At 61.8% G+C, this 25,209-nt stretch carries 24 protein-coding genes; 9 read left to right on the top strand and 15 right to left on the bottom strand.

Annotated elements, in window-relative coordinates; genetic code table 11:
• Positions 1-24 precede the first annotated feature (24 nt).
• Both rplI and QN219_RS03090 read left to right on the top strand, forming a co-directional pair.
• Positions 25-600: a 50S ribosomal protein L9 gene (gene rplI / locus QN219_RS03095; protein WP_283997853.1), complete on the top strand. Its 576-nt coding sequence runs from the start codon at positions 25-27 to the stop codon at positions 598-600.
• Positions 601-938: 338 nt separating this feature from the next.
• Entirely contained in the window at positions 939-2,438 is a 1,500-nt protein-coding gene (locus tag QN219_RS03090) for a replicative DNA helicase (RefSeq protein ID WP_283997852.1), read from the top strand.
• Positions 2,439-2,451: 13 nt separating this feature from the next.
• On the opposite strand, the gene QN219_RS03085 is transcribed toward QN219_RS03090, so the two are convergent.
• From QN219_RS03085 to QN219_RS03075, 3 genes are all read right to left on the bottom strand, one after another.
• On the bottom strand, positions 2,452-2,757 hold the full coding sequence (locus QN219_RS03085) for an AzlD family protein (protein WP_283997850.1): 306 nt from the start codon (positions 2,755-2,757) through the stop codon (positions 2,452-2,454).
• Complete coding sequence (locus QN219_RS03080; RefSeq protein ID WP_283998263.1) at positions 2,754-3,407, bottom strand: AzlC family ABC transporter permease; 654 nt, start codon at positions 3,405-3,407, stop codon at positions 2,754-2,756. The genes QN219_RS03085 and QN219_RS03080 overlap by 4 nt, the downstream gene beginning before the upstream one ends.
• Before the next feature lie 121 nt (positions 3,408-3,528).
• On the bottom strand, positions 3,529-4,386 hold the full coding sequence (locus tag QN219_RS03075; protein ID WP_283997848.1) for an AraC family transcriptional regulator: 858 nt from the start codon (positions 4,384-4,386) through the stop codon (positions 3,529-3,531).
• A 139-nt stretch (positions 4,387-4,525) separates the two neighbouring features.
• On the opposite strand from QN219_RS03075, the gene alr reads away from it, so the two are divergent.
• From alr to QN219_RS03050, 5 genes are all read left to right on the top strand, one after another.
• Positions 4,526-5,665 carry an alanine racemase gene (alr, locus tag QN219_RS03070; protein WP_283997847.1) on the top strand — a complete coding sequence of 380 codons (1,140 nt, stop codon included), beginning with the start codon at positions 4,526-4,528 and terminating at the stop codon, positions 5,663-5,665.
• Positions 5,666-5,807: 142 nt separating this feature from the next.
• The gene (gene radA / locus QN219_RS03065; RefSeq protein ID WP_283997845.1) at positions 5,808-7,214 is read left to right on the top strand and encodes a DNA repair protein RadA; all 1,407 of its coding nucleotides are present in this window, start codon (positions 5,808-5,810) and stop codon (positions 7,212-7,214) included.
• Between the two features lie 109 nt (positions 7,215-7,323).
• Positions 7,324-7,920: a CvpA family protein gene (locus QN219_RS03060; protein WP_173510393.1), complete on the top strand. Its 597-nt coding sequence runs from the start codon at positions 7,324-7,326 to the stop codon at positions 7,918-7,920.
• Between the two features lie 145 nt (positions 7,921-8,065).
• Positions 8,066-9,556, top strand: coding sequence for an amidophosphoribosyltransferase (gene purF / locus QN219_RS03055; protein WP_283997843.1), 1,491 nt, complete (start codon positions 8,066-8,068; stop codon positions 9,554-9,556).
• A 10-nt stretch (positions 9,557-9,566) separates the two neighbouring features.
• The gene (locus QN219_RS03050) at positions 9,567-10,307 is read left to right on the top strand and encodes an SDR family NAD(P)-dependent oxidoreductase (RefSeq protein WP_283997841.1); all 741 of its coding nucleotides are present in this window, start codon (positions 9,567-9,569) and stop codon (positions 10,305-10,307) included.
• Between the two features lie 126 nt (positions 10,308-10,433).
• Here QN219_RS03050 and pssA read toward each other — a convergent pair whose 3' ends face one another.
• From pssA to QN219_RS03030, 4 genes are all read right to left on the bottom strand, one after another.
• Positions 10,434-11,306 carry a CDP-diacylglycerol--serine O-phosphatidyltransferase gene (gene pssA, locus QN219_RS03045; protein ID WP_283997839.1) on the bottom strand — a complete coding sequence of 291 codons (873 nt, stop codon included), beginning with the start codon at positions 11,304-11,306 and terminating at the stop codon, positions 10,434-10,436.
• Between the two features lie 9 nt (positions 11,307-11,315).
• Positions 11,316-12,014, bottom strand: a complete 699-nt coding sequence (locus QN219_RS03040; RefSeq protein ID WP_283997837.1) for a phosphatidylserine decarboxylase — start codon at positions 12,012-12,014, stop codon at positions 11,316-11,318.
• A 206-nt stretch (positions 12,015-12,220) separates the two neighbouring features.
• Positions 12,221-14,113: an ABC transporter ATP-binding protein/permease gene (locus tag QN219_RS03035; protein ID WP_283997835.1), complete on the bottom strand. Its 1,893-nt coding sequence runs from the start codon at positions 14,111-14,113 to the stop codon at positions 12,221-12,223.
• 234 nt (positions 14,114-14,347) lie between these two features.
• Entirely contained in the window at positions 14,348-16,069 is a 1,722-nt protein-coding gene (locus tag QN219_RS03030) for a LysM peptidoglycan-binding domain-containing protein (protein WP_283997834.1), read from the bottom strand.
• Between the two features lie 251 nt (positions 16,070-16,320).
• Here QN219_RS03030 and QN219_RS03025 point away from each other — a divergent pair, with 251 nt between their 5' ends.
• Positions 16,321-16,938, top strand: a complete 618-nt coding sequence (locus tag QN219_RS03025) for a TIGR00730 family Rossman fold protein (RefSeq protein WP_283997832.1) — start codon at positions 16,321-16,323, stop codon at positions 16,936-16,938.
• 84 nt (positions 16,939-17,022) lie between these two features.
• Here the strand turns inward: QN219_RS03025 and rarD are convergent, their stop codons facing one another.
• From rarD to cysS, 7 genes are all read right to left on the bottom strand, one after another.
• Positions 17,023-17,961 (bottom strand): EamA family transporter RarD, encoded by a 939-nt coding sequence (gene rarD / locus QN219_RS03020; RefSeq protein WP_283997829.1) that lies wholly within the window; start codon positions 17,959-17,961, stop codon positions 17,023-17,025.
• Between the two features lie 186 nt (positions 17,962-18,147).
• Positions 18,148-19,764: a citramalate synthase gene (gene cimA / locus QN219_RS03015; RefSeq protein WP_283997827.1), complete on the bottom strand. Its 1,617-nt coding sequence runs from the start codon at positions 19,762-19,764 to the stop codon at positions 18,148-18,150.
• Positions 19,765-19,835: 71 nt separating this feature from the next.
• On the bottom strand, positions 19,836-20,798 hold the full coding sequence (pip, locus tag QN219_RS03010) for a prolyl aminopeptidase (RefSeq protein ID WP_283997825.1): 963 nt from the start codon (positions 20,796-20,798) through the stop codon (positions 19,836-19,838).
• Positions 20,795-21,295 carry a GFA family protein gene (locus QN219_RS03005; protein WP_283998261.1) on the bottom strand — a complete coding sequence of 167 codons (501 nt, stop codon included), beginning with the start codon at positions 21,293-21,295 and terminating at the stop codon, positions 20,795-20,797. The genes pip and QN219_RS03005 overlap by 4 nt, the downstream gene beginning before the upstream one ends.
• Positions 21,295-21,771, bottom strand: coding sequence for a GFA family protein (locus QN219_RS03000; protein WP_283997823.1), 477 nt, complete (start codon positions 21,769-21,771; stop codon positions 21,295-21,297). The genes QN219_RS03005 and QN219_RS03000 overlap by 1 nt, the downstream gene beginning before the upstream one ends.
• Positions 21,768-22,250: a GFA family protein gene (locus QN219_RS02995; RefSeq protein ID WP_283997821.1), complete on the bottom strand. Its 483-nt coding sequence runs from the start codon at positions 22,248-22,250 to the stop codon at positions 21,768-21,770. Before QN219_RS02995 ends, QN219_RS03000 begins: the two co-directional genes overlap by 4 nt.
• Positions 22,251-22,292: 42 nt before the next feature.
• On the bottom strand, positions 22,293-23,693 hold the full coding sequence (cysS, locus tag QN219_RS02990) for a cysteine--tRNA ligase (protein ID WP_283997820.1): 1,401 nt from the start codon (positions 23,691-23,693) through the stop codon (positions 22,293-22,295).
• A gap of 401 nt (positions 23,694-24,094) precedes the next feature.
• Between cysS and QN219_RS02985 the strand changes: the two genes are divergently transcribed.
• Positions 24,095-24,256 (top strand): hypothetical protein, encoded by a 162-nt coding sequence (locus tag QN219_RS02985; protein ID WP_283998281.1) that lies wholly within the window; start codon positions 24,095-24,097, stop codon positions 24,254-24,256.
• A gap of 125 nt (positions 24,257-24,381) precedes the next feature.
• Here the strand turns inward: QN219_RS02985 and QN219_RS02980 are convergent, their stop codons facing one another.
• Positions 24,382-25,161, bottom strand: a complete 780-nt coding sequence (locus QN219_RS02980) for an SOS response-associated peptidase (protein ID WP_283997819.1) — start codon at positions 25,159-25,161, stop codon at positions 24,382-24,384.
• Positions 25,162-25,209 lie beyond the last annotated feature (48 nt).

Genomic DNA, 25,209 nt, shown 5'->3' with positions numbered 1-25,209 from the left:
CACTGAACTGAAAGGAATCAAAAGATGGAAGTCATTCTCCTCGAACGCATCGCCAAGCTCGGCCAGATGGGCGAAACCGTAAAGGTTCGCGACGGCTTTGCCCGCAACTACCTGCTGCCGCTCGGCAAGGCGCTGCGCGCCAACGCCGCCAACAAGACCCGCTTCGAATCCGAGCGCGCAACCCTCGAAGCCCGCAACCTCGAGCGCAAGTCGGAAGCTCAGAAGATTGCGGACAAGCTGGACGGCAAGTCCTTCATCATCGTCCGCTCCGCCGGCGAAACCGGCCAGCTCTACGGCTCGGTTGCTGCCCGTGACGTCGTCGAGGCGCTGGCCGCCGACGGCTTCAACATCAACCGCAACCAGGTCGACCTCAACCATCCGATCAAGGCGATCGGTGTGCACAAGGTAACGCTGCACCTGCACGCGGAAGTCGAAATCGCCGTGGAAATCAATGTCGCTCGTTCGACCGAAGAAGCCGAGCGCCAGGCCAAGGGCGAAAGCCTGACGTCCGCTGATGCCATCTACGGCGTCGACGAAGACGCCCTGAAGCCGGAAGACTTCTTCAACCCGGAAGCTGAGTTCGAAACCGAAGAAGAATAAGCTTCGCGGCATACCTGAATTGAAGGGCCCGGATCCATCGATCCGGGCCTTTTCATTTGCGCATCGCGCTGCGTCGTTCCGCACCAGGCTCTCGACCGGCGGTTCATAAAAGACGTTTGAACGCGAATCAGGTACCTTTCGCTCGGGTCGCGGCGTCAATCGCCGTCATCATTTTTTCGCCATTTGTGACGCTCGCCTGTGGAACAGTCGAACAACGGGCAAAGACCGCGAGCACGGTTGTATGGTTCACGACTGTTGCGCAGCAGCACTTGACCCACAGAACGGCAGGCAGCAAATCGGATAGCTCACACGAACCACACGCGGAAATGGAACGATCGATGAACGACGCAGCGCGCAAGCTCGCCCCCTTGGCCAAGGATCAGGCGGATCAGCACTATCGCGAAGCGCCGAACAATCTGGAGGCCGAGCAGGCGCTGCTCGGCGCCATCCTGGTCAACAACGACGCGTTCTACCGGGTATCCGACTTCCTCAAGCCGGTACATCTTTTCGAGCCACTGCACCGCCGCATCTTCGAGGTGGCCGGCGATATCATCCGCATGGGCAAGACCGCCAACCCGGTCACGATCAAGACCTTCCTCAAGGCGGACGAAAAAGTCGGCGACCTGACCGTTGCCCAATACCTCGCGCGCCTTGCGGCCGAGGCCGTTTCGATCATCAATGCCGAGGACTACGGCCGCGCCATCTATGATCTGGCGCTGCGTCGTTCGCTGATCACGATCGGCGAGGACATGGTCAACATCGCCTATGACGCGCCGCTCGACATGCCGCCGCAGAGCCAGATCGAGGATGCGGAGCGGCGCCTTTTCGAGCTTGCCGAAACAGGACGCTATGACGGCGGCTTCCAGTCATTCAGCGACGCTGTAACACTCGCGATAGACATGGCTGCGACGGCGAAGGATAGGGACGGCCACCTCTCCGGCATTTCGACCGGCATCCATTCGCTCGATGGAAAGATGGGCGGCCTGCAGCGTTCGGACCTGATCATCCTCGCCGGTCGCCCCGGCATGGGCAAGACATCACTCGCGACCAACATCGCCTACAATATCGCTGCGGCTTACGAGCCCGAGGTGCAACCGGACGGCTCCTTCAAGGCGAGGAACGGCGGTGTCGTCGGCTTCTATTCGCTCGAAATGTCGTCCGAGCAGCTTGCAACGCGCATCATCTCCGAACAGACCGAGGTTTCGTCCTCGAAGATCCGCCGCGGCGATATTTCGGAAGCTGATTTCGAGAAGCTCGTCGCCTGCTCGATGATGATGCAGAAGGTGCCGCTCTATATCGACCAGACCGGCGGTATCTCGATCGCCCAGCTCGCGGCGCGCGCCCGTCGTCTCAAGCGCCAACGCGGCCTTGACGTACTGGTGGTCGACTACGTCCAGCTGATGACCGGTTCCAAGAAATCGGGCGAGAACCGGGTGCAGGAAATCACGGAAATCACCACAGGCCTGAAGGCACTCGGCAAGGAACTGAACGTGCCGATCATTGCCTTGTCGCAGCTCTCGCGCGCCGTGGAAAGCCGCGAGGACAAGCGCCCGCAGCTCTCGGACCTGCGTGAATCGGGATCGATCGAGCAGGATGCCGACGTGGTCCTCTTCGTGTTCCGCGAGGAATACTACGTGAAAAACATGGAACCACGCGACGAATTCGATCCGAAATACGAAGAGTGGAAGATGCAGATGGAAAAGGTCAAGGGTACGGCCGACGTCATCATCGCCAAGCAGCGCCACGGACCGACCGGAACGGTGAAGCTCGCCTTCCAGTCCGAATTCACGCGCTTCTCGGACTTGGCGGATTCGTCCTTCACGCAGTACGAACACTAGATCGAGGGACGATTCACGCGCCGATCACCGCTCTCGCAACGGCCACAACGAAAACCCCGGCGGCTACGGCCGCGAGCAGCGGCAGCCGCGTTGCGGCAAGCGCGGTTGCGAGCGCCGCAAGCGTTTCCGCCGGCCCGGTCACGAGCGCGGTCGGGGCGATGACGGCCATCAACACTGCCGGCGGGATGGCTTCCAGCGCGCGTCTCTGTTGCGGTCCGATCGCCACGAAACGAATGAGCACCAACCCGCCGATGCGTGTCAGTACCGTCGCTGCGGCCATGGCAAGAATCGCGAGAGCAGCATTCGGATCGAGCGTCATGCGCGGGCCTCTTGGCGCTGATCGGTGACGAGCGCCGCAACGACGCCGGCTGCGGCACCTGCCGCGATATACCAGACGCCGGGCAGCAATTGGTGTGTCAGCACCGCTGCGGCTGCACTTGCCGCAAGCACGACACCGGTCTCCCGTCCTTTCCAAAAACCCATCACCAGAACCACAAAGACGGCGGGAAAGGCAAAATCGAGGCCCATTGCCTTCGGGTCTCCCAGGAAGGCGCCGACAATCGAGCCGGCGAGGCTTGTCAAAACCCAGACGAAATAAAAAGGCACCGCGAGGCCGGCATACCAGGCGGCGGACAGGCGCGCGTACGTCGCCCGAGACTCGGCCATGGCCCAGATTTCATCGGCCAGCAGCAGCATCGCGGCATATTTCGCGGGACCCGAGAAGGCCGGCATCTTCGCGCCGATCGAGGCACTCATCAGCACGTGGCGGATGTTGACGAGCAGCGCCGAAAAACCGAGCGCACCCCAGGATGCCGGATGGGTCCAGATATCCATGGCGACGAACTGCGAACCGCCGGCGAAGACCACGGCACTCATCAGCGTCACTTCGAGACTGGAAAGACCCTTGCTTGCCGCGACCGCGCCGAAGACAAGGCCGATCGGCATGACGGCAACGATGAGCGGCGCCATGGCCCTGACCCCGCCAGCAAACTCTCGAAAAACATCCTTCGTGTTCACGCCCGTCACTCCGCATTTCAATTGCATCAACGCAATAGCTGCGGGGAAGCCGGCGCGTCTTGAACGAAAGTGATCAGCCGGCTCGGAATGCACCAGGGGTGACGCCGGTTCTTGCCTTGAAATGCCGGCTGAAGTGCGCCTGATCGGCGAAGCCGCAATGATAGGCGGTGTCGACGGCCGACCAGCCCTGCCGCAGCAGTGTCTTTGCTTCGCGGACCCGCTTGTCGGTCAGGAAGGCGTGAGGCGTGATGTGGAATTCCTTGCGGAAAGCGCGGATCAGGTGCGCCCGGCTAAGCCCGGCCACCTTGGCAAGCTCGTCGAGGCCGATGTCGTGGGAATAATTGGCGATGAGATAATCCCGAGCGCGATGCACGGCAGAAGGTTCGCGCGTCTCCACGGGAAGGATGATCGCGCTTCCGTGCCGCCGGAACAGTTTGTCCAGGAAGCTGAACATTCCTTCGTCCGCCTCCAAGGCGCCCGCATTTCCCTCGAGCGCCCGATGGGCGCGATGAAAGGCGACGGCCAGCTCAGGATCACGAAGCAGCAGTCGCGAGAAGCAGGGCGTTCCTCTGAAGGCTCGACCGGTGACATCCTCGAGGACGTCGACCAGCAGTTCGACGGACGGATAGATCATTCGATAGCGGTAACCATCGAGGCCCGGATGCCCGTCGTGGATCTCGTCCGGATTGATGAGGTAGAGATCGCCGGGGCCTGTCTGCGATCGCTCGCCCTTGATCGTGCTGATCTGCGAGCCCGCCTCGATTGCGCCGATGCTGAACGTGTCATGGGCATGCGGGGCAAACTCATGTGTGATGAAGGTCGCGCTCAGGCATTCCATGCCTTTGAACCGCGCGTCACGCCAGAAGCGCGTGTGCTCGGCACCCTTGAGCGGCATGGCCTCGATAGCCTGTTCCTGCGAGATCGTCTGCATCGAGCAACGTTAGCCGCAGCGGAGCTGCGCGTCTTGCACAAAAGTGCTCGAGCTCTTGTCCCCGGCCGGATGAGGGACCGTTTGCGACCTTCGGCGCCAGGATGTATTGCTGCAACATCGACCACACAGAGCGTCCGGTATGCACAGTCCAGAATTCCTCTCCGCCTCCAGCAGGCTCACCATCGACTTCGCAGCGCTGGCCGACAACTGGCGCGCCATGAACGAGCGCTCCGGCAAGGCTCGCGCGGCCGCCGTGCTAAAGGCGAACGCCTACGGACTCGGCATCGCGCAGGCAGCGCCCGCCCTTTACGCCGCCGGTGCACGCGACTTCTTCGTTGCCAGTGCGGAGGAAGGAGTGGAGCTTCGCCCGCTAGTCCCTGACGGGCGCATCTACATTCTGGCCGGCATGTGGCCAGGCAACGAGAAGCTATTTTTCGAGAATGACCTCGTGCCGATCATCAACTCGGAGGAGCAACTCGCCGTCTTCATGGCGGCGCTTTCCGAGCGCGGCGACCATCCGTGCGTGCTTCACGTCGACACCGGCATGAACCGGCTTGGACTGTCGGTCGAGGAAGCCGTCGCGCTCGCCAACGACCCGGCGCGGCCGGCAAGTTTCTCGCCGGTGCTGATCATGAGCCATCTTGCCTGCGGCGACGATCCGAAGCATCCGATGAACGTCTATCAGCTCGACCGCTTTCGCGAGACGGCGGCCGCCTTCGAGGGCATCCCCGCGAGCTTGGCCAATTCCGGCGGCGTGTTTCTCGGCAAGGACTACCACTTCGATCTTACTCGCCCGGGCATCGCCGTCTATGGCGGCGAAGCAGTGAACGGAGCGGTGAACCCGATGAAGGCGGTGGTGACGGCCGAAGCACGCATCATCCAGGTGCGCACGGTTCCCTCCGGCGCGACGGCAAGCTACGGCGCATCGGCGCGCTTCACCCGTGACAGCCGCATCGCAACGGTCGCGATCGGCTACGCCGACGGATATCATCGTTCGGTTTCCGGCGGCGGTGTGACGCTCAGGCAATCCATGCCGTCGGGCGCCTTTGGTTTTCTTCACGGCAGGCGGGTGCCGCATGTCGGCCGGGTAACCATGGACCTCAGCCTGTTCGACGTTACCGACCTGCCGGAAAAGGCCGTCCGCGCCGGCGACTATATCGAGCTCTTCGGCCGCAACATCGCGATAGACGACGTCGCGCGCGCCGGCGGAACGATCGGCTACGAGTTGCTGACGAGCCTTGGGCATCGCTATCATCGAACCTATATCGGCGGTGCCTGAGCGCGGAGCGTCGCTGCGTCGACGGACAGTCGCCGAAAAACACACTTTCAAGCCGAATTTCGCGGCATTATGTGATCGCTGGTGGTGATTCTCGGAACCACCGTCGTTCGCAGTCTCCCGGAATATCCGAAAGCTAGTCTCGATGGCGAAAGCCCGCACCCAGTTCATCTGTCAGAATTGCGGCACCGTTCACTCCCGCTGGGCGGGCAAGTGCGAAGGCTGCGGCGAGTGGAACACGATCATCGAGGAAGATCCGACAGCGGGCATCGGCGGCGGCCCTTCGCGCGCGCCGAAGAAGGGACGACCGGTCGCGCTCACCACGCTTTCCGGCGAGATCGAGGACGCGCCGCGTATCCAGACGGGGATATCCGAACTCGACCGCGTCACCGGCGGCGGCTTCGTGCGCGGCTCGGCATTGCTCGTCGGCGGCGACCCTGGTATCGGCAAGTCGACCGTGCTGATGCAGGCGGCCGCGGCCCTTTCCCGCCGCAAGCATCGCGTCATTTATGTCTCGGGCGAGGAGGCCGTCGCCCAGGTGCGTTTGCGCGCCCAACGGCTTGGGGCAGCCGACAGCGACGTGCTTCTTGCCGCAGAAACCAATGTCGAGGACATTCTGGCGACGCTTGCCGACGGCAAGCGCCCCGATCTCGTCATCATCGATTCGATCCAGACGCTCTGGAGCGACATCGTCGATTCGGCACCCGGAACAGTGACCCAGGTGCGCACCGGCGTGCAGGCGATGATCCGCTTTGCCAAACAGACCGGCGCGGCGGTCGTGCTCGTCGGCCACGTGACGAAGGAAGGCCAGATCGCCGGCCCACGCGTGGTCGAACACATGGTTGACGCCGTGCTCTATTTCGAAGGGGATCGCGGACATCACTACCGCATTCTCAGAACGGTCAAGAACCGCTTTGGCCCGACCGACGAGATTGGCGTGTTCGAGATGTCGGACAAGGGCTTGCGCGAAGTCGCCAATCCGTCGGAGCTGTTTCTCGGCGAACGCAACGAGAAGTCGCCGGGAGCAGCCGTGTTTGCCGGCATGGAAGGAACTCGGCCGGTGCTGGTGGAGGTGCAGGCGCTCGTCGCGCCGACGTCGCTCGGAACACCGCGCCGTGCGGTCGTCGGCTGGGACTCCGCGCGTCTCTCAATGATCCTCGCGGTGCTTGAAGCCCATTGCGGCGTCCGCCTCGGCCAACATGACGTTTATCTCAATATTGCCGGCGGTTTTCGTATTTCCGAACCTGCGGCCGACCTTGCAGTTGCTTCCGCGCTGGTTTCGTCGCTGGCCGGGCTTGCCCTTCCGGCCGATTGCGTCTATTTCGGCGAAGTCAGCTTGTCGGGCGCCATCCGGCCGGTTGCGCATACCGCCCAACGTCTTAAGGAAGCCGAGAAGCTCGGTTTCTCCCAGGCCGTATTGCCGTCTGCATCGACCGAACTGCCGAAGAACGGCGCCGGCCGGTGGAGCGAGATGGAGAGCCTGCCGGATCTCGTGGCGCGCATCGCCGGATCGCGGAGCGCCCTAAGGCAGGCGGAAGGCGAAGACGAATGACCTCGGCGACGATTGGCCGTGGAAAGATGTTCAGAGTGCGTGCGGACAGGACCGACGGCAGCTAAGCTTGGTGTGGCCCGGATCAAGACGGGGTCGGAGTAAGGACAACATGCCCATTACAATTCTCGATGGTATCGTTCTCGGCGTCGCGCTGTTTTCGGCCATCCTCGCCATGGTCCGCGGATTCTCGCGCGAGGTTCTGTCGGTCGCGAGTTGGGTCGGCGCGGCGGCAGCGGCCTATTTCCTCTATCCGTACCTGCTGCCCTATGCCTCGCAATACACGAGCAGCGACACGGTCGCGATGATCGGTTCGGCCGCCGTTGTCTTCCTGGTCGCGCTGATCATCATTTCCTTCATTACGATGCGGATCGCCGATTTCATCATCGACAGCCGCATCGGCGCGCTCGACCGGACGCTCGGCTTTCTCTTCGGTGCCGCCCGTGGCATCCTGCTTGTCGTCGTCGCCATGCTGTTCTTCAACTGGCTGGTCGCGCCGCAGCAGCAGCCGATCTGGGTAACCCAGGCGAAGTCGAAGCCGCTGCTCGACAATCTCGGCAACAGGCTGATCGCGCTTTTGCCGGAAGAGGCCGACGCCACAATCCTCGACCGACTTCGCGGCAAGGATGCGACGGGCGAAGGCGAACCCGAAACCCCTCCGGGCACGACAGAACAGCCCCCCGTCGAGGATGCGCCGACGAACGGCTGAGACAGACATCAGTTAGCGACAAGGCCCGCTGCGCGGGCTTTGTCCATTTGGAATAACGCTTGCTAGTGTTTTCGGCTAAGATTGCTTGAAGACGGGCAGCCTGATCACGATATGCGCACCGGCATGGAGCAAAGGCGAACTTGTGATGACCGATCTCAGATCCAGTGAAATCCACGACGAACTCGATGGCGACACTCTGCACGAAGAGTGCGGGGTCTTCGGTATTCTCGGGCATCCGGATGCGGCCACCCTGACGGCACTTGGCTTGCACGCGCTCCAGCATCGCGGCCAGGAAGCGGCCGGTATCGTCACCTTCGACGGCAAGCAGTTCTATACCGAAAAGCGCATGGGTCTCGTCGGAGACCACTATACGGACCCCGCAACACTGGCCAAGCTGCCGGGCTATATTTCCATCGGGCATACGCGCTACTCGACGACCGGCGAGGTGGCGCTGCGCAACGTCCAGCCGCTCTTTGCCGAGCTTGAAGTCGGCGGCATCGCCATCGCCCATAACGGCAACTTCACCAATGGGCTGACGCTCCGCCGCCAATTGATTGCAGACGGCGCGATATGTCAGTCGACGTCGGACACCGAAGTCGTCCTTCACCTCATCGCCCGCTCCAAGCAGACCTCCTCCTCCGATCGCTTCATCGACGCCATCCGCCAGATGGAAGGCGGCTATTCGATGCTGGCGATGACGCGCACCAAGCTGATTGCCGCACGCGACCCGATCGGTATCCGCCCCCTCGTCATGGGCGAACTCGACGGCAAGCCGATCTTCTGTTCGGAAACCTGCGCGCTCGACATCATCGGCGCCAAGTACATCCGTGATGTCGAGAACGGCGAAGTGGTCATTTGCGAAATCCAGCCGGACGGCTCGATCTCGATCGACGCATGCAAGCCGGAATCAACGCAGCCTGAAAAACTCTGCCTCTTTGAATATGTCTACTTCGCCCGCCCGGATTCGGTCGTCGGCGGCCGCAGCGTCTATGTGGCGCGCAAGAACATGGGCGTCAATCTCGCCAAGGAATCGCCCGTCGAAGCGGACGTGGTCGTTCCCGTGCCCGACGGCGGCACTCCTGCCGCGCTCGGTTATGCACAGCAGAGCGGCATTCCGTTCGAATACGGCATCATCCGCAACCATTATGTCGGGCGGACTTTCATCGAGCCGACGCAGCAGATCCGTGCGTTCGGGGTCAAGCTGAAGCATTCGGCCAACCGCGCCATGATCAAGGACAAGCGCGTAGTCCTCGTCGATGACTCCATCGTGCGCGGGACGACGTCGGTCAAGATCGTGCAGATGATCCGCGACGCCGGTGCACGCGAAGTGCATATCCGCGTGGCAAGCCCGATGATCTTCCACCCGGACTTCTACGGAATCGATACGCCGGACCGCGACAAGTTGCTCGCCAACCAACACGCCGACCTCGCCTCCATGTGCCGATTTATCGGCGCCGACTCGCTTGAATTCCTGTCGATCGACGGGCTTTATCAAGCCGTGGGCGGTGTTGCGCGCGATCCCAAGGCACCGCAATTCACCGATCATTACTTCACCGGTGACTACCCGACCCGCTTGCTCGACCAGGAAGGCGCAAGCAACGTCCGCAAACTCTCGGTTCTCGCCAGCAACGGATAAAGACAACAAAATGACGCCCAATCTGAAAGACCGGGTCGCCCTGGTTACCGGTGCATCGCGCGGTATCGGCTATTTCACCGCCCTCGAAGTTGCCAAGGCTGGCGCTCACGTCATCGCCTGCGCACGCACGGTCGGCGGTCTCGAAGAACTGGACGATGCCATCAAGGCGATTGGCGGGTCGGCCACGCTCGTCCCCTTCGACCTCGCGGATATGGCAGCGATCGACAAGCTTGGAGGCGCGATCAACGAGCGTTGGGGCAAGCTCGATATCCTCGTTGCCAATGCCGGTGTGCTCGGCACGATTTCGCCCATCGGTCATGTCGAAGCCAAGGTGTTCGAAAAGGTGATGACGATCAACGTCACCGCGACCTGGCGGCTGATCCGGTCGGTCGAGCCGTTGCTCGTCAAATCCGATGCGGGCCGCGCGCTCATCCTCACCTCCGGCGCCGCGCACAAATGCAGGCCCTTCTGGGGCCCCTACTCTGCGTCCAAGGCGGCCGTGGAGGCACTGGCACGCACCTGGGCGCACGAAACACAGCGACTGCCGCTCCGAATTCTCAGCGTCGATCCCGGAGCGACGCGCACCGCAATGCGGGCACAGGCGATGCCCGGTGAAGATCCGGCAACCGTGCCACATCCATCCGAAGTCGCGGCCGCGCTGATGCCGCTTCTCGGGCCTGACCAGACCGAAACCGGCAAACTTTTCGTCGTCCGCGAGAACAAGGTCGTCGATTACCGGATGCCGGAGTAATCCGGAATCCGGGTCTTGAAGCGTTATGGCGTTTCAATGTTTTGAAACGCTCCGGCAACCGAAGCCAAAAATCAAGCCACCACGGTGATCCGCGGTGGCTTTCTTCTTTCATGGCGAGGCTTGTCTTTAATCGTTGTCGCCGGGCAGCCCATCGCCTCCCTGCGCCGGATGGGCCGGCCAGTCGCCATATTTGCGCTGCCAGGAGCGCGCGCCGAAGGGCAGGCTGATCAGATAGGCGAGCGCCGTCACCACCATCGTTTCCCAAGTATAGGTCATCAGCGTCGCGACGTAAAAGACAACAACGAGAATGGCCGGCAGGACGAGATCGCGGCGCAGACGGCTGTTCTCCGACTTGCCGGACCAGACCGGCAAGCGGCTGACGAGAAGGAAGGCTATGAGCACCGTATAGGCGGCCGCGATGAGCGCGAACAGCCGCTCCGGCGCAAGGCCGAGCAGACCGAGATAGACCGGCAACAGCACCAACATGGCCCCCGCCGGCGCCGGAACGCCGACGAAGTATTCAGACTGCCAGGATGCCTTGACCTGGCGCTCGGCCATGACGTTGAAGCGCGCCAGCCGCAACCCTGTGGCGATCGCGTAGATCAAGGCGGCGATCCAGCCGATCGACCGCGCCTGGTCAAGCACGAAAACGTAAAGAACCAGTGCCGGAGCGACGCCGAAATTGATGATGTCCGCAAGCGAATCCATCTGGCCGCCGAAGCTCGACGTCGCCTTGAGCAGGCGGGCGACCCGTCCGTCGATACCGTCGAGGAACGCTGCGAACAGCACCATGGCGACGGCAAGCTCGACGCGGTTCTCGAAGGCAAGCCGGATGCCGGAAAGGCCGGCGCAGATCGCCAGCACAGTGATCATGTTGGGGATCATCAGACGCAGCGGAATTTCGCGCAGACGCGGCCCGCGCGCCTTGTCGTTCGATCCCTCACCCTCCGCGGCCGGTTGCACTGCTTCTGTCGGCTTTTCCTGCTGAGGCTCTTCCATGATCGCTCCTTATGCCCGGCGGCTGATGACCGGCCCCTTCGCGGAGCCGAATTCAGCAAGCACCGTTTCGCCGGCGACTGCTGTCTGGCCGAGGCTGACGCGCGGCTCGGCCCCTTCCGGCAGAAATACGTCGAGCCGGGAGCCGAATCGGATGAGACCGAAACGCTCGCCCGCTTCAAGCGGCGCGTTTTCCGCCGTCCAGCAGAGAATGCGCCGCGCCACCAGCCCGGCAATCTGGACTACACCAATTTCGCCGTGCTTCGTCTCGATGACAAGGCCATTGCGTTCGTTCTCGTGGCTTGCCTTGTCGAGTTCTGCGTTCACGAACTTGCCGGCTCGATAGGCGATGCGGCGCACGGACCCGCTCATCGGCGCGCGGTTCACATGGCAGTTGAAGACGTTCATGAAAACCGAAATGCGGAGCATCGGCGTCGATCCCAAGCCCAATTCATCCGGCGGTGTGACGACCGCAATCGAGGAGACGCGACCGTCGGCCGGGCTGATGACAAGATCGTCGTCGATCGGTGTCATGCGCTCGGGATCGCGGAAGAAATAGGCGCACCAAGCGGTCAACAGGAAGCCGATCCACATCAGCGGCTCCCACAGCAAGCCAAGCACCAGCGACACAACGAAGAAAATCGCGATGAAGCGATAACCTTCCTTGTGCACCGGAACGAGCGTGTTACGCACCGTGTTGACCAAGCTCATGAACTCTACTCCAGATTTGACGTGGAAGGTGACTTACAGCGACGTGCGTTTTTCAGACGCACAAAGGTCGCTTTAGCACTTTGAATTGCTGCATGTTTTATCCTCAAAATCGGTCCCGATTTAGGGAAACATGCAGTAGCGCGAATCCAGGAGTCCGGCAACGTAGAAGCCGCAAACAAATGGCGTCGCGCACTCACCTGTCATGGTCAAGCAGCCGGCTGACCTCGGTCGACGATACCGAGGTCGTCGCGCTCGCGCACCCGCTTCAACTGCTCTTCCGCCTGTGTAGCCTCGCGCTGACGGCTCCACATGGAAGCGTAAAGGCCGTCGCGGTCGATCAGTTCCCCATGCGTGCCACGCTCCGCGATGACACCGTCCTTGAGGACGATGATCTCATCGGCGTGAATGACCGTCGACAGACGGTGGGCGATGACGAGCGTCGTGCGGTTGCGGGACACGACGTCCAATGCCGCCTGAATTTCCTGCTCAGTCTTGGTATCGAGCGCGGATGTCGCCTCATCGAGGATCAAAATCGGCGGCGCCTTAAGGATCGTGCGCGCGATCGCCACGCGCTGCTTTTCGCCTCCTGAAAGTTTCAGCCCGCGTTCGCCGACCATGGCCCGGAACCCTTCCGGAAGGCTGCGGATGAAACCTGCGATCTGCGCCGCCTCGGCAGCCGCCTCGACCTCGGAGTCGGAGGCCTCGACGCGACCGTAGCGAATATTGTAGGCGATCGTATCGTTGAAGAGCACGGTATCCTGCGGGACCATGCCGATCACCGCGCGCAGGCTTTTCTGCGTCACGTCCCGAACGTCCTGTCCGTCAACGGTGATCGATCCCCCCTGAACATCGTAGAAGCGGTAAAGCAGCCGCGACAATGTAGACTTGCCCGCTCCGGACGGTCCAACGACCGCCACCGTCTTGCCGGCGGGAACGTCAATGGAAATTCCCTTGAGGATGGGGCGGGCAGGATCGTAGGCGAAATGCACATCCCTGAAGGAGATCGCGCCCCTGTCGATCATCAACTCCTTCGCGTCCGGCTTATCGACGACCTCCGCCTGAACATCGAGCAGATCGAACATGTGCTCGATGTCGGTCAGGCCTTGCCGGATTTCGCGATAGACGAAGCCGATGAAATTCAGCGGGATGGCAAGCTGGATCAGCATCGCGTTGACGAAGACGAAATCACCGATCGTCTGGTCGCCGCGCTGTACGGCGAGCGCCGATATCGTCATCATGACCGCGGTGCCCGCGCCGAAGATCAGCGCCTGGCCGAAGTTCAGCCAGCCGAGCGACGTCCAGACCTGGGTCGCGGCGCGTTCGTAGCGTTCCATCGACCTGTCGAACCGCTTTGCTTCCATCTCTTCGTTGCCGAAATACTTGACGGTTTCGAAGTTGAGAAGCGAGTCGATCGCCTTGGTGTTCGCATCGGTGTCGCTGTCGTTCATCGAACGGCGGATGGCAATGCGCCAGTCGCTGGCGCGCACTGTGAACCAGATGTAGAGCCAGACCGTCACGGCCGTCACGAGGAGATAGCTGAAGCCGTAACCCCACCAGAAGATCACCGCCGTCAGCAGAAACTCGATGAGCGTCGGCACGCTGTTCAGGATCGTAAAACGGACGATCGTTTCGATGCCCTTGGTTCCGCGCTCGATGATGCGCGAAAGCCCGCCCGTGCGCCGCTCGAGATGAAAGCGGAGCGAAAGCTGATGCATGTGGACGAAGGTTCTGTAGGCGAGTTGCCGCACGGCGTGCTGACCCACGCTCGCAAACAATGCGTCACGCAACTGGTTCAGGCCCGCCTGCAGCAGACGCGCAAGATTATAGGCGAGCACCAGCATGACCGCGCCGGTCAAAAATTGCGGCAGAGAGGCCAGCGCGTCCGGCCTGCTGTTGAGGGCATCGGTTGCCCACTTGAAAAAGTAAGGAACGAGAATAAGGACAACCTTCGCGATCACGAGGATCACCGTCGCCCAGACGACGCGCAACTTCAGATCCGCGCGATCTGCCGGCCACATGTATGGCCAGAGGTTCACAATGGTCTCTAACGGATTGCTCGTGCTGGCAGAAACCGTCTTTTTCTGGTTTTGGGATGCCACGTCTCGTTCCGTTTCCAGTTCTGCTGCATGTTTCCTTAAATCGGAGGCGATTTAAGGATAAAACATGCAGCAATTCAAAGTTCTGCCGCGTCCTTTGTGCGTCTGAAACGAAGCGCGGCGCTGCAGATCGTCAATGAAAAGCGGCGCCTTTTTGGAGACGCCGCGTTTGCTGACAAATCAGATAGGCTCGCATGCTCCTCGCCGCAATGGAATTGCGGCCAAAAAGGCAGGCTATTATTCGTGCTTCACATGCTTGCGGTGCATTTCCCGCGATTCGTCCTCGGACATCGCCTCGTCGGGAACACCGAAAACCTGACCCGGACGGATCAAGTCGGGATTTTCAATCTGCTCCCGATTGGCAAGATAGATCGTCGTGTAGCGAACCCCTGCCCCATAGGCCCGGCGAGAAATCTGCCAGAGCGTGTCGCCGCGGCGGATGATGACCGAAGTCTTGCTCTCCTTGAGCGGAGCCTGCTCGATCGTCGTGGGTTGCCCAGCCGCCTCGACGGATGCTGCGGCCGCAGCCTCGTCGGTCGCGGGCGCTGCCGCAGCGCTGCCGGCACCTTCGGCCATCGACGGCTCCGACGGCTTGGCGGCGTCCGTAGCCGTCTCGGCCTCAGGCCTGACAACCGCCTCGGCAACAGCACTCTGCCGCGTCAGCGCGGGGCCGACCGTGCCCTCGACCTTTGCCAAGGCTGCAGCGACGCTGGCCGGGTCTCGCTGGGAAGACTTGAGTACCGTCAGCGCATCGGCGGCCGCCTTGGAAGCCTCCGCGGCGGCCGTCGCCAGCGCCCGGTTCTCATTGTCCGCCGGCTTGAAGTCCGCGAGCGACTGCAGGGCGAATTCCGTCGCCGAGCGGGCCGCCGCAAGCTGCTCGGCAGTGGGCCGTTTGCCATCGGCGAAAAGTCCCTTCAGCAAGGCAAGCGCCTTGCCCGCCTCAGCCTTCAAGCGGTCGAGCCCGTCGCTCGCCGCCGCAGCCTGCGGGCCAGCGACGGCAGAAACCTGCGTCCCCGCCGGCCTGTCGAAGGGCACGGAAGCGCGCATCGCAACCTTAACGCCGTCCTCGTTCAGCATGTCGGCCCGGATGATGTGGCTGCCGACCGCCAGGTCGATCGAGCCATCAACGACGAATTTACCCTTCTCGTCGGCCTTCATCTCGCCGACGAACTTGTCATCGGCATAAATGCGCACCAACGCGCCGGGCTTGGCGTTGCCGGCAACAAACATCGTTCCGCCCTCAATCTCGACAGCGGTGACCTGAAGACCCGCAACGCTACCGGGTTTGGCCGGCGTCCCGAGCGTGCCTGCAGGCTTGTCCGTTTGCTGCGCATTCGACTGAACGGCGACCTCCGCCGGCTTTGCATCGATCTTCGGCGTCGTGATCAGGCGGCTCGCTTCACCAGGTTTGGATACCATCGCCAGCAACTGGCCGCTTGCGTCCTTCGGTACGGACACTGTCGCCACTTCCTCGGACGTCTTGGTCGCGCCGCCTGCACCGACGCTGCGCAGGGTCAGCTGGTGGTCGCCGGCAACAAGCGGCTTGTCGAAGACGGCAGCGAAGTCCCCGGCGGCGCCGACGTCGGTCGTGCCGATAACCGTATTGCCGTTGAGAATTTCGAGTTTGGTCCCGGGTTGGGCACGTCCCGCAACGACGGTCGACCCATCGGGTTCGACGCGAAGAATGTCGAAGCCCGGGACAGTCCAGTTCGCCGGATCGGACGCATCGGCAGCCTTGTTGCCCGCGACATTCGCCGCCGCCTGTCCTTCCGGCGCGGCCGGGGTGGTTTCGACCTTGGCCGATGGCTTGGTCTCGGCCGGTTGACCGCCACTGGCGGTTGGCTGTGCTGTCTGTTCCTTGCCGTCGTCACGCAGATTTGGCTGGACCACGAAAACCATCAATGCGGTCGCGGCTGCCAAAACACTCAGCGCCACCCAGCCGGCTTTGTTCTTCATCATGCTACTCTCCACACGGAGCGGAGCAATACAACGCCCCGCGCATGCCCTTTTTTATCGCCCTGCGGCGCGGGCCTTTTTCGCCATTATAGCGCAACAACGGCCTGCACGTCCGAATTCTTCAACGTATTACTGAAATTGCTAACGTTTCCTATAGTTTCATACAAGCTCCCGCATCTTATGCGGGGCTCATTGCCGCAGCTTTTTCCCTCATTTTTCTTGACCGATGCTGCGCTGCAATGTCTTTTGGCTCCATGACCAAGCAAATTGCCCCGATTCGATCGATCTGCGTCTATTGCGGTTCTCAGCCTGGACGAGATGCAGCCCATATACAGGCCGGTCGCGCACTTGGAAAATCGATCGCCGATCATGGTCTGCGCCTCGTCTATGGCGGTGGTACGCGCGGCATCATGGGTGCGGTGGCAAGCGGTGTGCTTTCCGCCGGTGGCGAGGTCACGGGCATCATCCCGGAATTCCTCATGGACAAGGAAGCGACGCGCCATTCACTGGGGCAGCTCAGCGAGCTTGTCGTCACTGCCGACATGCATGAGCGCAAGCACAAGATGTTCGAGCGTGCCGACGCGTTCGTCGCGCTTCCTGGCGGTATCGGCACGCTTGAGGAAATCGTCGAGATCATGACCTGGGCGCAGCTCGGTCGCCACAGGAAACCGATGATCTTCGGTAACATCAACGGCTTCTGGAACCCGATGCTGGAACTGTTCCAGCATATGCGCGATCAGGGCTTCGTCCACACGGCCCACCTCGTCCAGCCGTTGGTGATCGACAGCGCCGAAGGCATCGTCCCTGCGATCCTCGCGTCAGCCGGCGCCAAGGGGCGCGGCGGCGAGGCAGATATCATTTCCAGGCTTTAAAGAAATTCCGGGAAATCGCGTAATTTCAAAGGGCTAGACAGCGCCTCTATGGCTTCCGCGTCTGAGACGCGCTCCGTGATGGATCTACTCAGCGGGAGCGGGCGGCGCGGCGCGGCGAGCTCTACTTTCGACGAGCATCGCGCTCGAGTAGACGACGAGCGCGGCCCAGATCAATGCAAAGGCGATGAGTTTCGCTGTCCCGAAGGGTTCGTGAAAGACGAAAACCGCAATCACGAAGATCATCGTCGGAGCGATGTACTGCATGATGCCGATGGTCGAGAGCCGCAACAGCTTCGCGCCGTTGGCATAGATCATCAACGGCACGGCCGTGACGATGCCGCAGGAGAGCAGCCATAGGACATCGGCGACACCGGTGTCTCCGAAATGACCCTGGCCGGTGGCTTCAAGCCAGATGATGTAGCCGATCGATGGGATGCTGAGCAGCAGCACCTCGAGGAAGAAGCCCTGGTTCGGCCCGATCGGCAGCGTCTTGCGGAAGAACGCGTAGAAGCCCCAGGAGATGCAGAGCCCGATCGAGACCCATGGCAGGCCGCCGGCATCGAACGCGAGCACAGCGACGGCGATCGCGGCCAAGGCGATCGCCACCATCTGCGCCGTGTTCGGCCTTTCCTTGAGCAGAACGGCTCCGAGAAAGATCGAAAATAGCGGATTGATATAATAGCCGAGCGCCGTCTCGATGGCGCGGCCGGCACCGATCGCCCAGACATAGATGCCCCAGTTGATCGTAACGAGCACAGCGGTCACTGCCGCCATTCTCAGCATGCTCGGGGACCTGAGCGCCGCCTTCACCTCGTGTGTGCGACCGAGCCACAACAGCACGAGACCCGCGAGCGGCACGGACCAGACAATGCGGTGGGCGACGACTTCCGCCGCGGGGATGTGTGCTACGGCCTTCATGAAAAACGGCAGGAAACCCCAGAGCAGATAGGCGGAAAGCGCGAAGGCAAAACCCTTGGCGGAATCAGTGTTTTCAGCGGGCATCTTCGCGTTGGGCTCGGCCATGGTTCGTTCCTGACATCTCGGACACAGCGGAACTGGCGGTCCGGTCCTTATCGACGGCCTGGTCAACGGACCAATGCCTCCTCATTGGAGGCGTCCTACTCCAACGAGCGGTAATGCACCAATTCATTTCCGTGAACGAAGAGTGAAACTCTCTGATCGAACGGTGAAGCAAAGCGCACCCGAACCTCATTCGGCCGCTATCAATCCGATCTGATCGCGGTTCTTGAGGAGCTTGTAGACGATACTGTCCATGAGAGCCTGGAAGGACGCATCGATGATGTTGTCGGAAACACCAACCGTCCACCAGCGCGCGCCGGTGCGATCAGTCGATTCGATCAGCACGCGCGTGATCGCCTCGGTACCGCCATTGAGGATACGCACCTTGTAGTCTGCAAGCTCGAGATCGACGATTTCCGACTGGTATTTGCCGAGGTCCTTGCGCAAGGCAAGGTCGAGCGCGTTGACCGGGCCATGGCCTTCGGCAACGGACATCATGACTTCCCCGTCGACGACGACTTTCACCACGGCCTCCGAGACCGTCTTCAAGTTCCCGTTCGCATCGAAGCGCCGCTCGACCATCACGCGGAAGCTCTCGACGTGGAAGAAATCGGGGACGGTTCCAAGCGTGCGACTCGCGAGCAGGGCAAAACTCGCATCCGCACCCTCGTAAGCGTAGCCCGTGGCTTCGCGCTCCTTGACGAGGGCGATCAACTTGTCGAGCCTCGGGTCGTCCTTGGCGACGCTGATGCCGCGCCGCTTGAGCGCATTTATGAAATTGGCCTTGCCGCCCTGGTCCGAGACCATGACCCTGCGCAGATTGCCGACGCTTTCGGGCGCGACATGCTCGTAGGTTCTCGGGTCCTTCAACAGCGCCGACGCATGGATCCCGGCCTTGGTGGCAAAGGCGGACGCGCCGACATAGGGCGCCTGCGGATCCGGCGAGCGGTTCAGAAGCTCGTCGAACGCATGCGCAAGCGTAGTCAGTTCCTGCAGTTTCTCGGAATCCGCTCCGGTTTCGAAGCGGCTGGAATAGGCTTCCTTCAGCGCCAGAGTCGCGATCAGCGTCACTAGATTGGCATTGCCGCAGCGTTCGCCGATGCCGTTCAGCGTTCCCTGGATCTGGCGCACGCCGGCCTCGACGGCGGCAAGCGAATTCGCCACGGCCTGGCCGGTGTCATTATGGGCGTGAATGCCGAGGTTGGCGCCGGGGACGCCTCCGGCGATCACGGCGGCAACGATTTCGCGCACCTCCGGCGGTTGCGTGCCGCCGTTGGTGTCGCACAGCACGACCCAACGTGCTCCTGCCTCAAGTGCCGTTCGCGCACAGGCAAGTGCATAGCCCGGGTTTGCCTTGTAGCCGTCGAAGAAATGCTCGCAATCGACCATGGCCTCGCGACCGGAGGCGACAACCGCCTCGACCGACGCGCGGATGTTGTCGAGGTTCTCCTCATTCGAACAGCCGAGTGCCACCTCGACATGATAGTCCCAGCTCTTGGCAACGAGACAGATCGCATCGCTCCTGGCATCGAGCAACGCGCGCAGGCCCGGATCGTTGGAGGCGGAGACGCCAGCGCGCTTGGTCATGCCGAACGCCACGAAGGAAGCCTTCTGTGTGCGCGTCTGCTTGAAGAACTCGGTGTCCGTCGGGTTGGCACCCGGATAGCCGCCTTCGACATAGTCCATGCCGAAATCATCGAGCATGGTCGCAATCGCAATCTTGTCCTCGACGGAGAAATCGATGCCGGGCGTCTGCTGTCCGTCCCGAAGCGTAGTGTCGAAGAGATAGATGCGTTCCCTGGTCATGGCTCAGTTCCAACGTACGATGCTAATGGGTCAGCGCGGGATGCCGGCGAAAACCGCGGACACCTGCCGCTCTATTCGGTCTTGCCTGCAAACTTGTCCGTCGCCCGGATCAGGCGGTCGAGAATGCCCGGCTCCGAATAGGCGTGCCCCGCCCCCTCGATAAGGTGGAATTCCGCCTGCGGCCAGGCCTTGTGCAACTGCCAGGCATATTTGGCCGGGCACGGCATGTCGTAGCGGCCGTGCACGATCACGCCCGGAATGCCGTGGAGCTTATGCGCGTCACGCAGCAACTGCCCGTCCTCCAGCCAGCCGGCATTGACGAAGAAATGGTTCTCGATGCGGGCAAAGGCGTCAGCATACTCCTCGTCCTCGAAGCGCGTGCTCGTTGCCGGCTCCGGCAGCAGCGTGATCGTCTCGCCTTCCCAGATGCTCCAGGCTTTGGCGGCGGCAAGCCGCGTTGCGCGGTCTTCGCTCGTCAGCCGGCGATGATAGGCCAGCATCATCTCATGGCGTTCCTCCGGTGGTATCGGAGCGACGAAGCGTTCCCACTTGTCCGGAAACATTTCCGAGACGCCGAACTGATAGTACCAGTGAAGCTCGGCTCTCGTCAGCGTGTAGATGCCCCTGACGACGAGTTCGCAAACACGATCGGGATGAGTCTCCGCATAGGCAAGCGCCAGCGTCGAGCCCCAGGAGCCGCCAAAAACCAGCCATCTGTCGGCGCCGGCCAGTTCACGCAGCCGCTCGATATCGGCGACGAGATGCCATGTCGTATTCGCCTCGATCTCCGCATGCGGCGTGGACTTGCCGCAGCCGCGCTGGTCGAACAGCGTCACATCGTAAAGTACCGGATCGAAGAGGCGGCGGTGGTTCGGCGAGATCGTGCCGCCCGGTCCGCCATGCAGGAAAACCGCCGGCTTTGCGCCGGGGGTACCCACGCGTTCCCAATAAATCACATGGCCGTCGCCGACATGGAGATGGCCGGAGGCATAGGGTTCGATTTCCGGATAAAGGGTTCGCAATGTGACGCTCACAACAGGTCTTCCTTGGGTGGCCAATGCACGGTTTCGTAGTCGGGATGCTGGCGGTTGGATTCCAGCACGCGCAAATGACGCGCCGCAGATTCTTCGCTGCCGTCATCGGTCTCCCTTTCAGGAAGGCGCGGCAGATGAGAAAACCACAACACGCGCGACTCGATGCCGGACTGATAGACGGGCTGTACGTCGTCCGGGTCGTCCAGCGAGCCGAGTGCGATGTTCAGGAAACCTTCGCCCGGCATGTCGTAGAAGAGCGGCGTACCGCAGTCGCGGCAGAAGCCGCGCCTGACGACATCCGACGACTGGAACCAGGACGGCTCCCCGCGAGTGATAAGAAAATCTTCCCGCTTGATGTTGGCGAGCGGCAGGAAATAGTTGCCTGCCGCCTTCTGGCACATGCGGCAATGGCAAAGATGCGGGTCGTCGAGCGTGCCCTCGGCGCGGTAGCGCACCGCGCCGCATTGGCAGCCGCCAGTAAAGATTCGTCTGATCATCACGACCAGGCCCCCGACACCGGCCACTGATCCGTCTCGTGATCGGGGTGCTGGAAGGAGATGATCTGTTCCTGCCGGGCATAATAATCCGGATCGTCGTGCACCGGCTGCTCGAAGATCGTTTCGACCCACGGCAGCCGCGCGGCGTAATTGACCTGGATTTGCGGCGCGAGGTCGGAGCGGTCATCGAAGGCGCCGATCGCGATTTCGAGTCCGCCCGGATGCCGGTAAGTCAGCGGCGTTCCGCATTTCGGGCAGAAGCCGCGGTCGATATTGACCGAGGACTGAAAGTAGCTCGGCTCGTCGCGCGTCCACTCGACCCCATCCTTCGGAGCCGTGACGAGCGCCGAAAAGAACGACCCGAACTGCTTCTGGCACATGCGGCAATGGCATATGGACGGGCGTCCGAGCTTTCCGTGGATGCGGAAGCGCACGGCTCCGCACTGGCATCCTCCTGTTCGTACAGCATCGGTCATCGCTTTGCCTCCGGTGGCCAGATTTCGGTGTCGTGATCGGGGTGTTGATAGGAAACGAGATCGGCGAGGAACGAGCCCGCCGCCACATCCGTCATGGTCTCTTCGCCCGGAAGGTCGGGCACATGGTCGACATAGGGCAGCTTCGCCTCGATACCCCACTGGACCGTCGGCATGATACCTTGGGGCTTGTCGAAGGCTGCGATTGCCAGCGCCATGCCATCCGGCGCCTCGTAGGTCAGCGGTGTGCCGCAATCACCGCAGAAACCGCGCCAGACGGCGTTCGACGACTGAAAGCGCCGGCGCTCGCCGCGCGTCCAGGTGATCGTTGCGCCGCGCACGGAAACGAGCGGCAGATAGAAGTTCCCGCTCGCCTTCTGGCACATTCGACAATGGCAAACGGAGGCGTCGCCGAGCGTTCCCTCGACGCGAAAGCGGATCGCGCCACATTGGCACCCGCCAGTATGGATCTCGTCCGTCATGTCACGCTCCTTTCCTCTGCTGTGATTTGTCGCCTTAAACGGTCACGCCTGCGACCGCTTTACCTCCCATGTCGTCACTCGTTCGCCGGTTTCCGGGTCCTTGCCGTCCTTGAGCTGGATGCCCAGGGCCTGAAGATCGTTGCGAATGCTGTCCGCTTCGGCAAAGTTCTTCTCCTTGATGAGTTCGAGACGGGCACGCACCCGTGCGTCGATCTCGTGTACGACTGCCTCGTCGAGCTCGATCTCCTTCGGCTCGACGCCAAGCAAAGCTGCACTTGCGGCGAAAACGCCGGCCTGGCGCGAATCGACCGATGCCTTCTGGGCAAGCGCATGCAACGCCTGAATTGCCGCGACGGTGTTGAGGTCATCCGCCAGTGCCGCGACGATCGCGGGATCCGGCTCGTCGGCCGTCTCCCCGGGTACGGGCCATTTGGACAGCAGGTGCTCGGCCTCCTCCAGCCGCTTGATGGAGAAGTCGATCGGCTCGCGATAGTGCGTCATCAGCATGGCAAGCCGCAACACCTCGCCCGGCCATTTGCGGCCACCGAACTTCTCCGTGTGGAGGAGTTCGTAGATGGTGACGAAATTGCCTTCGGACTTCGACATCTTCCGGCCTTCGACCTGCAGGAAACCGTTGTGCATCCACACGTTCGCCATCACGTCGGTCTCGTGGGCGCTGCGCGACCGAGCGATCTCGTTTTCATGATGCGGGAAGATCAGATCCAGTCCGCCGCCGTGAATGTCGAACACTTCGCCGAGATAGCGCCTGCTCATCGCCGAGCATTCGATGTGCCAGCCGGGGCGACCACGTCCCCAAGGGCTCTCCCAACCGGGCTCGTCGTCCTCGGAAAGCTTCCAGAGCACGAAATCGCCGGGATTTTTCTTGTGGGCATCGACGGCGACACGGGCGCCGGCCTGCTGTTCGTCGAGGTTGCGTTTCGAGAGCTGGCCATAATCGGCCATCGACTTCGTATCGAACAGCACTTCGCCGGCGGCCTGGTAGGCATGCCCCTTGGCGATCAGCGTCTCGATGATCTCGATCATCTGGGCGATATTTTCGGTGGCGCGCGGCTGCACGTCCGGATCAAGGCAGCCGAGCGCCTTCGCATCTTCGAGAAACTGCGTCTCGGTTTTCTCGGTCACGCGCCGGATCGCCTCGTTCAGCGGCAGCCCCGGATAGTCGCGCAGCGCCCGCGCGTTGATCTTATCGTCCACGTCGGTGATGTTGCGAGCGTAGGTGACATGATTCGCGCCGTAGACATGGCGCAGCAATCGAAAGAGAACGTCGAAGACGATGTTCGGACGCGCGTTGCCGATATGGGCATAGTCGTAGACCGTGGGGCCGCAGACGTACATACGGACGTTCTCCGGGTCGATGGGCCGGAAATCGGCCTTCTCCCGCGTCAGTGTGTTGTACAGCTTCAAAGTCGGCATAGCGCCCATCCCAAATCTCCAAGCCTGCGTGCAACCGTCGGAATATACAGCGTCCGGGCGGCCCGCACGTTTGTCATCTTGGATTTTAGGAGACGAAAACGGCCAGGCCAGCGGATCGCTAGCGAATAATCTTCCGGCAAATAATGCAGATAACCGTTTTCATGGCGACACTTATCGCGCTTCACATCACGCCGGTCAAGAGGTCAACCACGGGCAAGCAACGACCGGCATCATCGAATGATAGCGGCCATGGTTTTGTCATCATTGGCTTATCTGGATCGCCGCAACGGGAAGGAGATTCGCGATTGCAGATTGGCCCTGCATCCGATCCCTGTTTCCGGAGGAACAAGGAGGAGCTTTGTTTTCGCGCATAACGGGAAAACAAAGTGTTCCCGGTCAGGGAAAGCACCATGGAGAGAATAGAAGTGAAGGCCGCCAAGACCACCGAAACCAAACCACCCGCCGCCGATCTGGTAGCGCTGTACCGGCCGCTCGGCCTCAAGGCCGTGCTCGCCGCCGCACTGCAGATCAAGGTCAAGCCGTCAGGCAAACTCGTCAAACGCCCGGCGTGATCTACAGCGCCGCGCGTCCCGTCAGACGCGCAAAAGACGCTGCAGCGCTTTGAATTGCTGCATGTTCTTCAAATCGGCTACGATTTAGGGGACCATGCAAGTAGACCCCACCAAGGGGCACCCCGCTAGAACAAGGACATCTGCTCGTTGTCGTCGTTACGGTCGTCAGCGCGTTTCCGGCGCGCCGTTTCCGGCGACTTTGCAGGAACGACCTCATCCTGAAGCTCGGGTCCGGTATTGGTGACCTTGTTGACCTTGTCCGACACGGGGATCGCCTCGAAATAGTCGTCCGGGACCGGCGTCATGAGATCGGCGACTTCGCGCGGCTCCTGGGTTCTGCAGTCCAGCCAGCGGGCAAAGTCTTCCGGCTGGATCACGACCGGCATGCGATCATGGATATGCCGGATCACCGTGTTTGCGCCGGTGGTGAGGATCGCTGCGGTGTCGACCTCCGAGCCGTCGGCTGAAGACCAGGTCTCCATGAGGCCTGCAAAGGCGACGATCCCGCCCCGCTTCGGGCGGACCCAGTAGGCCTGCGAAGCGTCGCCACTGCCCTTTGCCGGGCGGTGCCACTCATAGAAGCCCGAGGCCGGCACCAGAATGCGGCGATGTCGCATCGCTGCGCGAAAGGCTGCCTTTCCGACCGCCGATTCCGAACGGGCGTTGATGAGCAACGGGAACTTGCGTGGATCCTTCACCCAACCGGGCGTGAAGCCCCAGCGGACGAGCAGCGCCTTGCGTTCCGGCAGGTTGCTGCCAGGTTTCGCCCGATCCGAGCCAACGACCACGATGATCGGCTGCGTCGGCGCGATGTTGTAGCGCGCCGGAAAGTCTTCCGCCTCCAGCAGACCAAACAGCTCCAACAATTCTTCCGGCGTCGCCGTGAGCGCAAAACGTCCGCACATGACATGGATGTGGCACTTCACGTAGGATGGGTCAACGATCCAACGCCA

It is taken from the genome of Sinorhizobium sp. 8-89, from assembly GCF_030124325.1.
In the GTDB taxonomy this organism is placed as follows: domain Bacteria; phylum Pseudomonadota; class Alphaproteobacteria; order Rhizobiales; family Rhizobiaceae; genus Sinorhizobium.
The sequence above is the reverse complement of the archived record's forward strand: the minus strand, read 5'-3'. Positions and strand labels throughout refer to the sequence as shown.

What these genes read in the sequence shown, in the direction of transcription:
- QN219_RS02995 (WP_283997821.1), bottom strand. Translation starts at nt 22,250, where the DNA reads ATGACGGACGAGATCCATACTGGCGGGTGCCAATGTGGCGCGATCCGC.
- QN219_RS02985 (WP_283998281.1), top strand. Translation starts at nt 24,095, where the DNA reads ATGGAGAGAATAGAAGTGAAGGCCGCCAAGACCACCGAAACCAAACCA.
- QN219_RS03085 (WP_283997850.1), bottom strand. Translation starts at nt 2,757, where the DNA reads ATGACGCTCGATCCGAATGCTGCTCTCGCGATTCTTGCCATGGCCGCA.
- QN219_RS03040 (WP_283997837.1), bottom strand. Translation starts at nt 12,014, where the DNA reads ATGAGCTTGGTCAACACGGTGCGTAACACGCTCGTTCCGGTGCACAAG.
- QN219_RS03030 (WP_283997834.1), bottom strand. Translation starts at nt 16,069, where the DNA reads ATGATGAAGAACAAAGCCGGCTGGGTGGCGCTGAGTGTTTTGGCAGCC.
- QN219_RS02980 (WP_283997819.1), bottom strand. Translation starts at nt 25,161, where the DNA reads ATGTGCGGACGTTTTGCGCTCACGGCGACGCCGGAAGAATTGTTGGAG.
- rplI (WP_283997853.1), top strand. Translation starts at nt 25, where the DNA reads ATGGAAGTCATTCTCCTCGAACGCATCGCCAAGCTCGGCCAGATGGGC.
- QN219_RS03005 (WP_283998261.1), bottom strand. Translation starts at nt 21,295, where the DNA reads ATGATCAGACGAATCTTTACTGGCGGCTGCCAATGCGGCGCGGTGCGC.
- QN219_RS03080 (WP_283998263.1), bottom strand. Translation starts at nt 3,407, where the DNA reads ATGGCGCCGCTCATCGTTGCCGTCATGCCGATCGGCCTTGTCTTCGGC.
- QN219_RS03050 (WP_283997841.1), top strand. Translation starts at nt 9,567, where the DNA reads ATGACGCCCAATCTGAAAGACCGGGTCGCCCTGGTTACCGGTGCATCG.
- QN219_RS03075 (WP_283997848.1), bottom strand. Translation starts at nt 4,386, where the DNA reads ATGCAGACGATCTCGCAGGAACAGGCTATCGAGGCCATGCCGCTCAAG.
- QN219_RS03025 (WP_283997832.1), top strand. Translation starts at nt 16,321, where the DNA reads ATGACCAAGCAAATTGCCCCGATTCGATCGATCTGCGTCTATTGCGGT.
- radA (WP_283997845.1), top strand. Translation starts at nt 5,808, where the DNA reads ATGGCGAAAGCCCGCACCCAGTTCATCTGTCAGAATTGCGGCACCGTT.
- QN219_RS03060 (WP_173510393.1), top strand. Translation starts at nt 7,324, where the DNA reads ATGCCCATTACAATTCTCGATGGTATCGTTCTCGGCGTCGCGCTGTTT.
- rarD (WP_283997829.1), bottom strand. Translation starts at nt 17,961, where the DNA reads ATGGCCGAGCCCAACGCGAAGATGCCCGCTGAAAACACTGATTCCGCC.
- cimA (WP_283997827.1), bottom strand. Translation starts at nt 19,764, where the DNA reads ATGACCAGGGAACGCATCTATCTCTTCGACACTACGCTTCGGGACGGA.
- cysS (WP_283997820.1), bottom strand. Translation starts at nt 23,693, where the DNA reads ATGGGCGCTATGCCGACTTTGAAGCTGTACAACACACTGACGCGGGAG.
- alr (WP_283997847.1), top strand. Translation starts at nt 4,526, where the DNA reads ATGCACAGTCCAGAATTCCTCTCCGCCTCCAGCAGGCTCACCATCGAC.
- QN219_RS03000 (WP_283997823.1), bottom strand. Translation starts at nt 21,771, where the DNA reads ATGACCGATGCTGTACGAACAGGAGGATGCCAGTGCGGAGCCGTGCGC.
- QN219_RS03090 (WP_283997852.1), top strand. Translation starts at nt 939, where the DNA reads ATGAACGACGCAGCGCGCAAGCTCGCCCCCTTGGCCAAGGATCAGGCG.
- purF (WP_283997843.1), top strand. Translation starts at nt 8,066, where the DNA reads ATGACCGATCTCAGATCCAGTGAAATCCACGACGAACTCGATGGCGAC.
- pssA (WP_283997839.1), bottom strand. Translation starts at nt 11,306, where the DNA reads ATGGAAGAGCCTCAGCAGGAAAAGCCGACAGAAGCAGTGCAACCGGCC.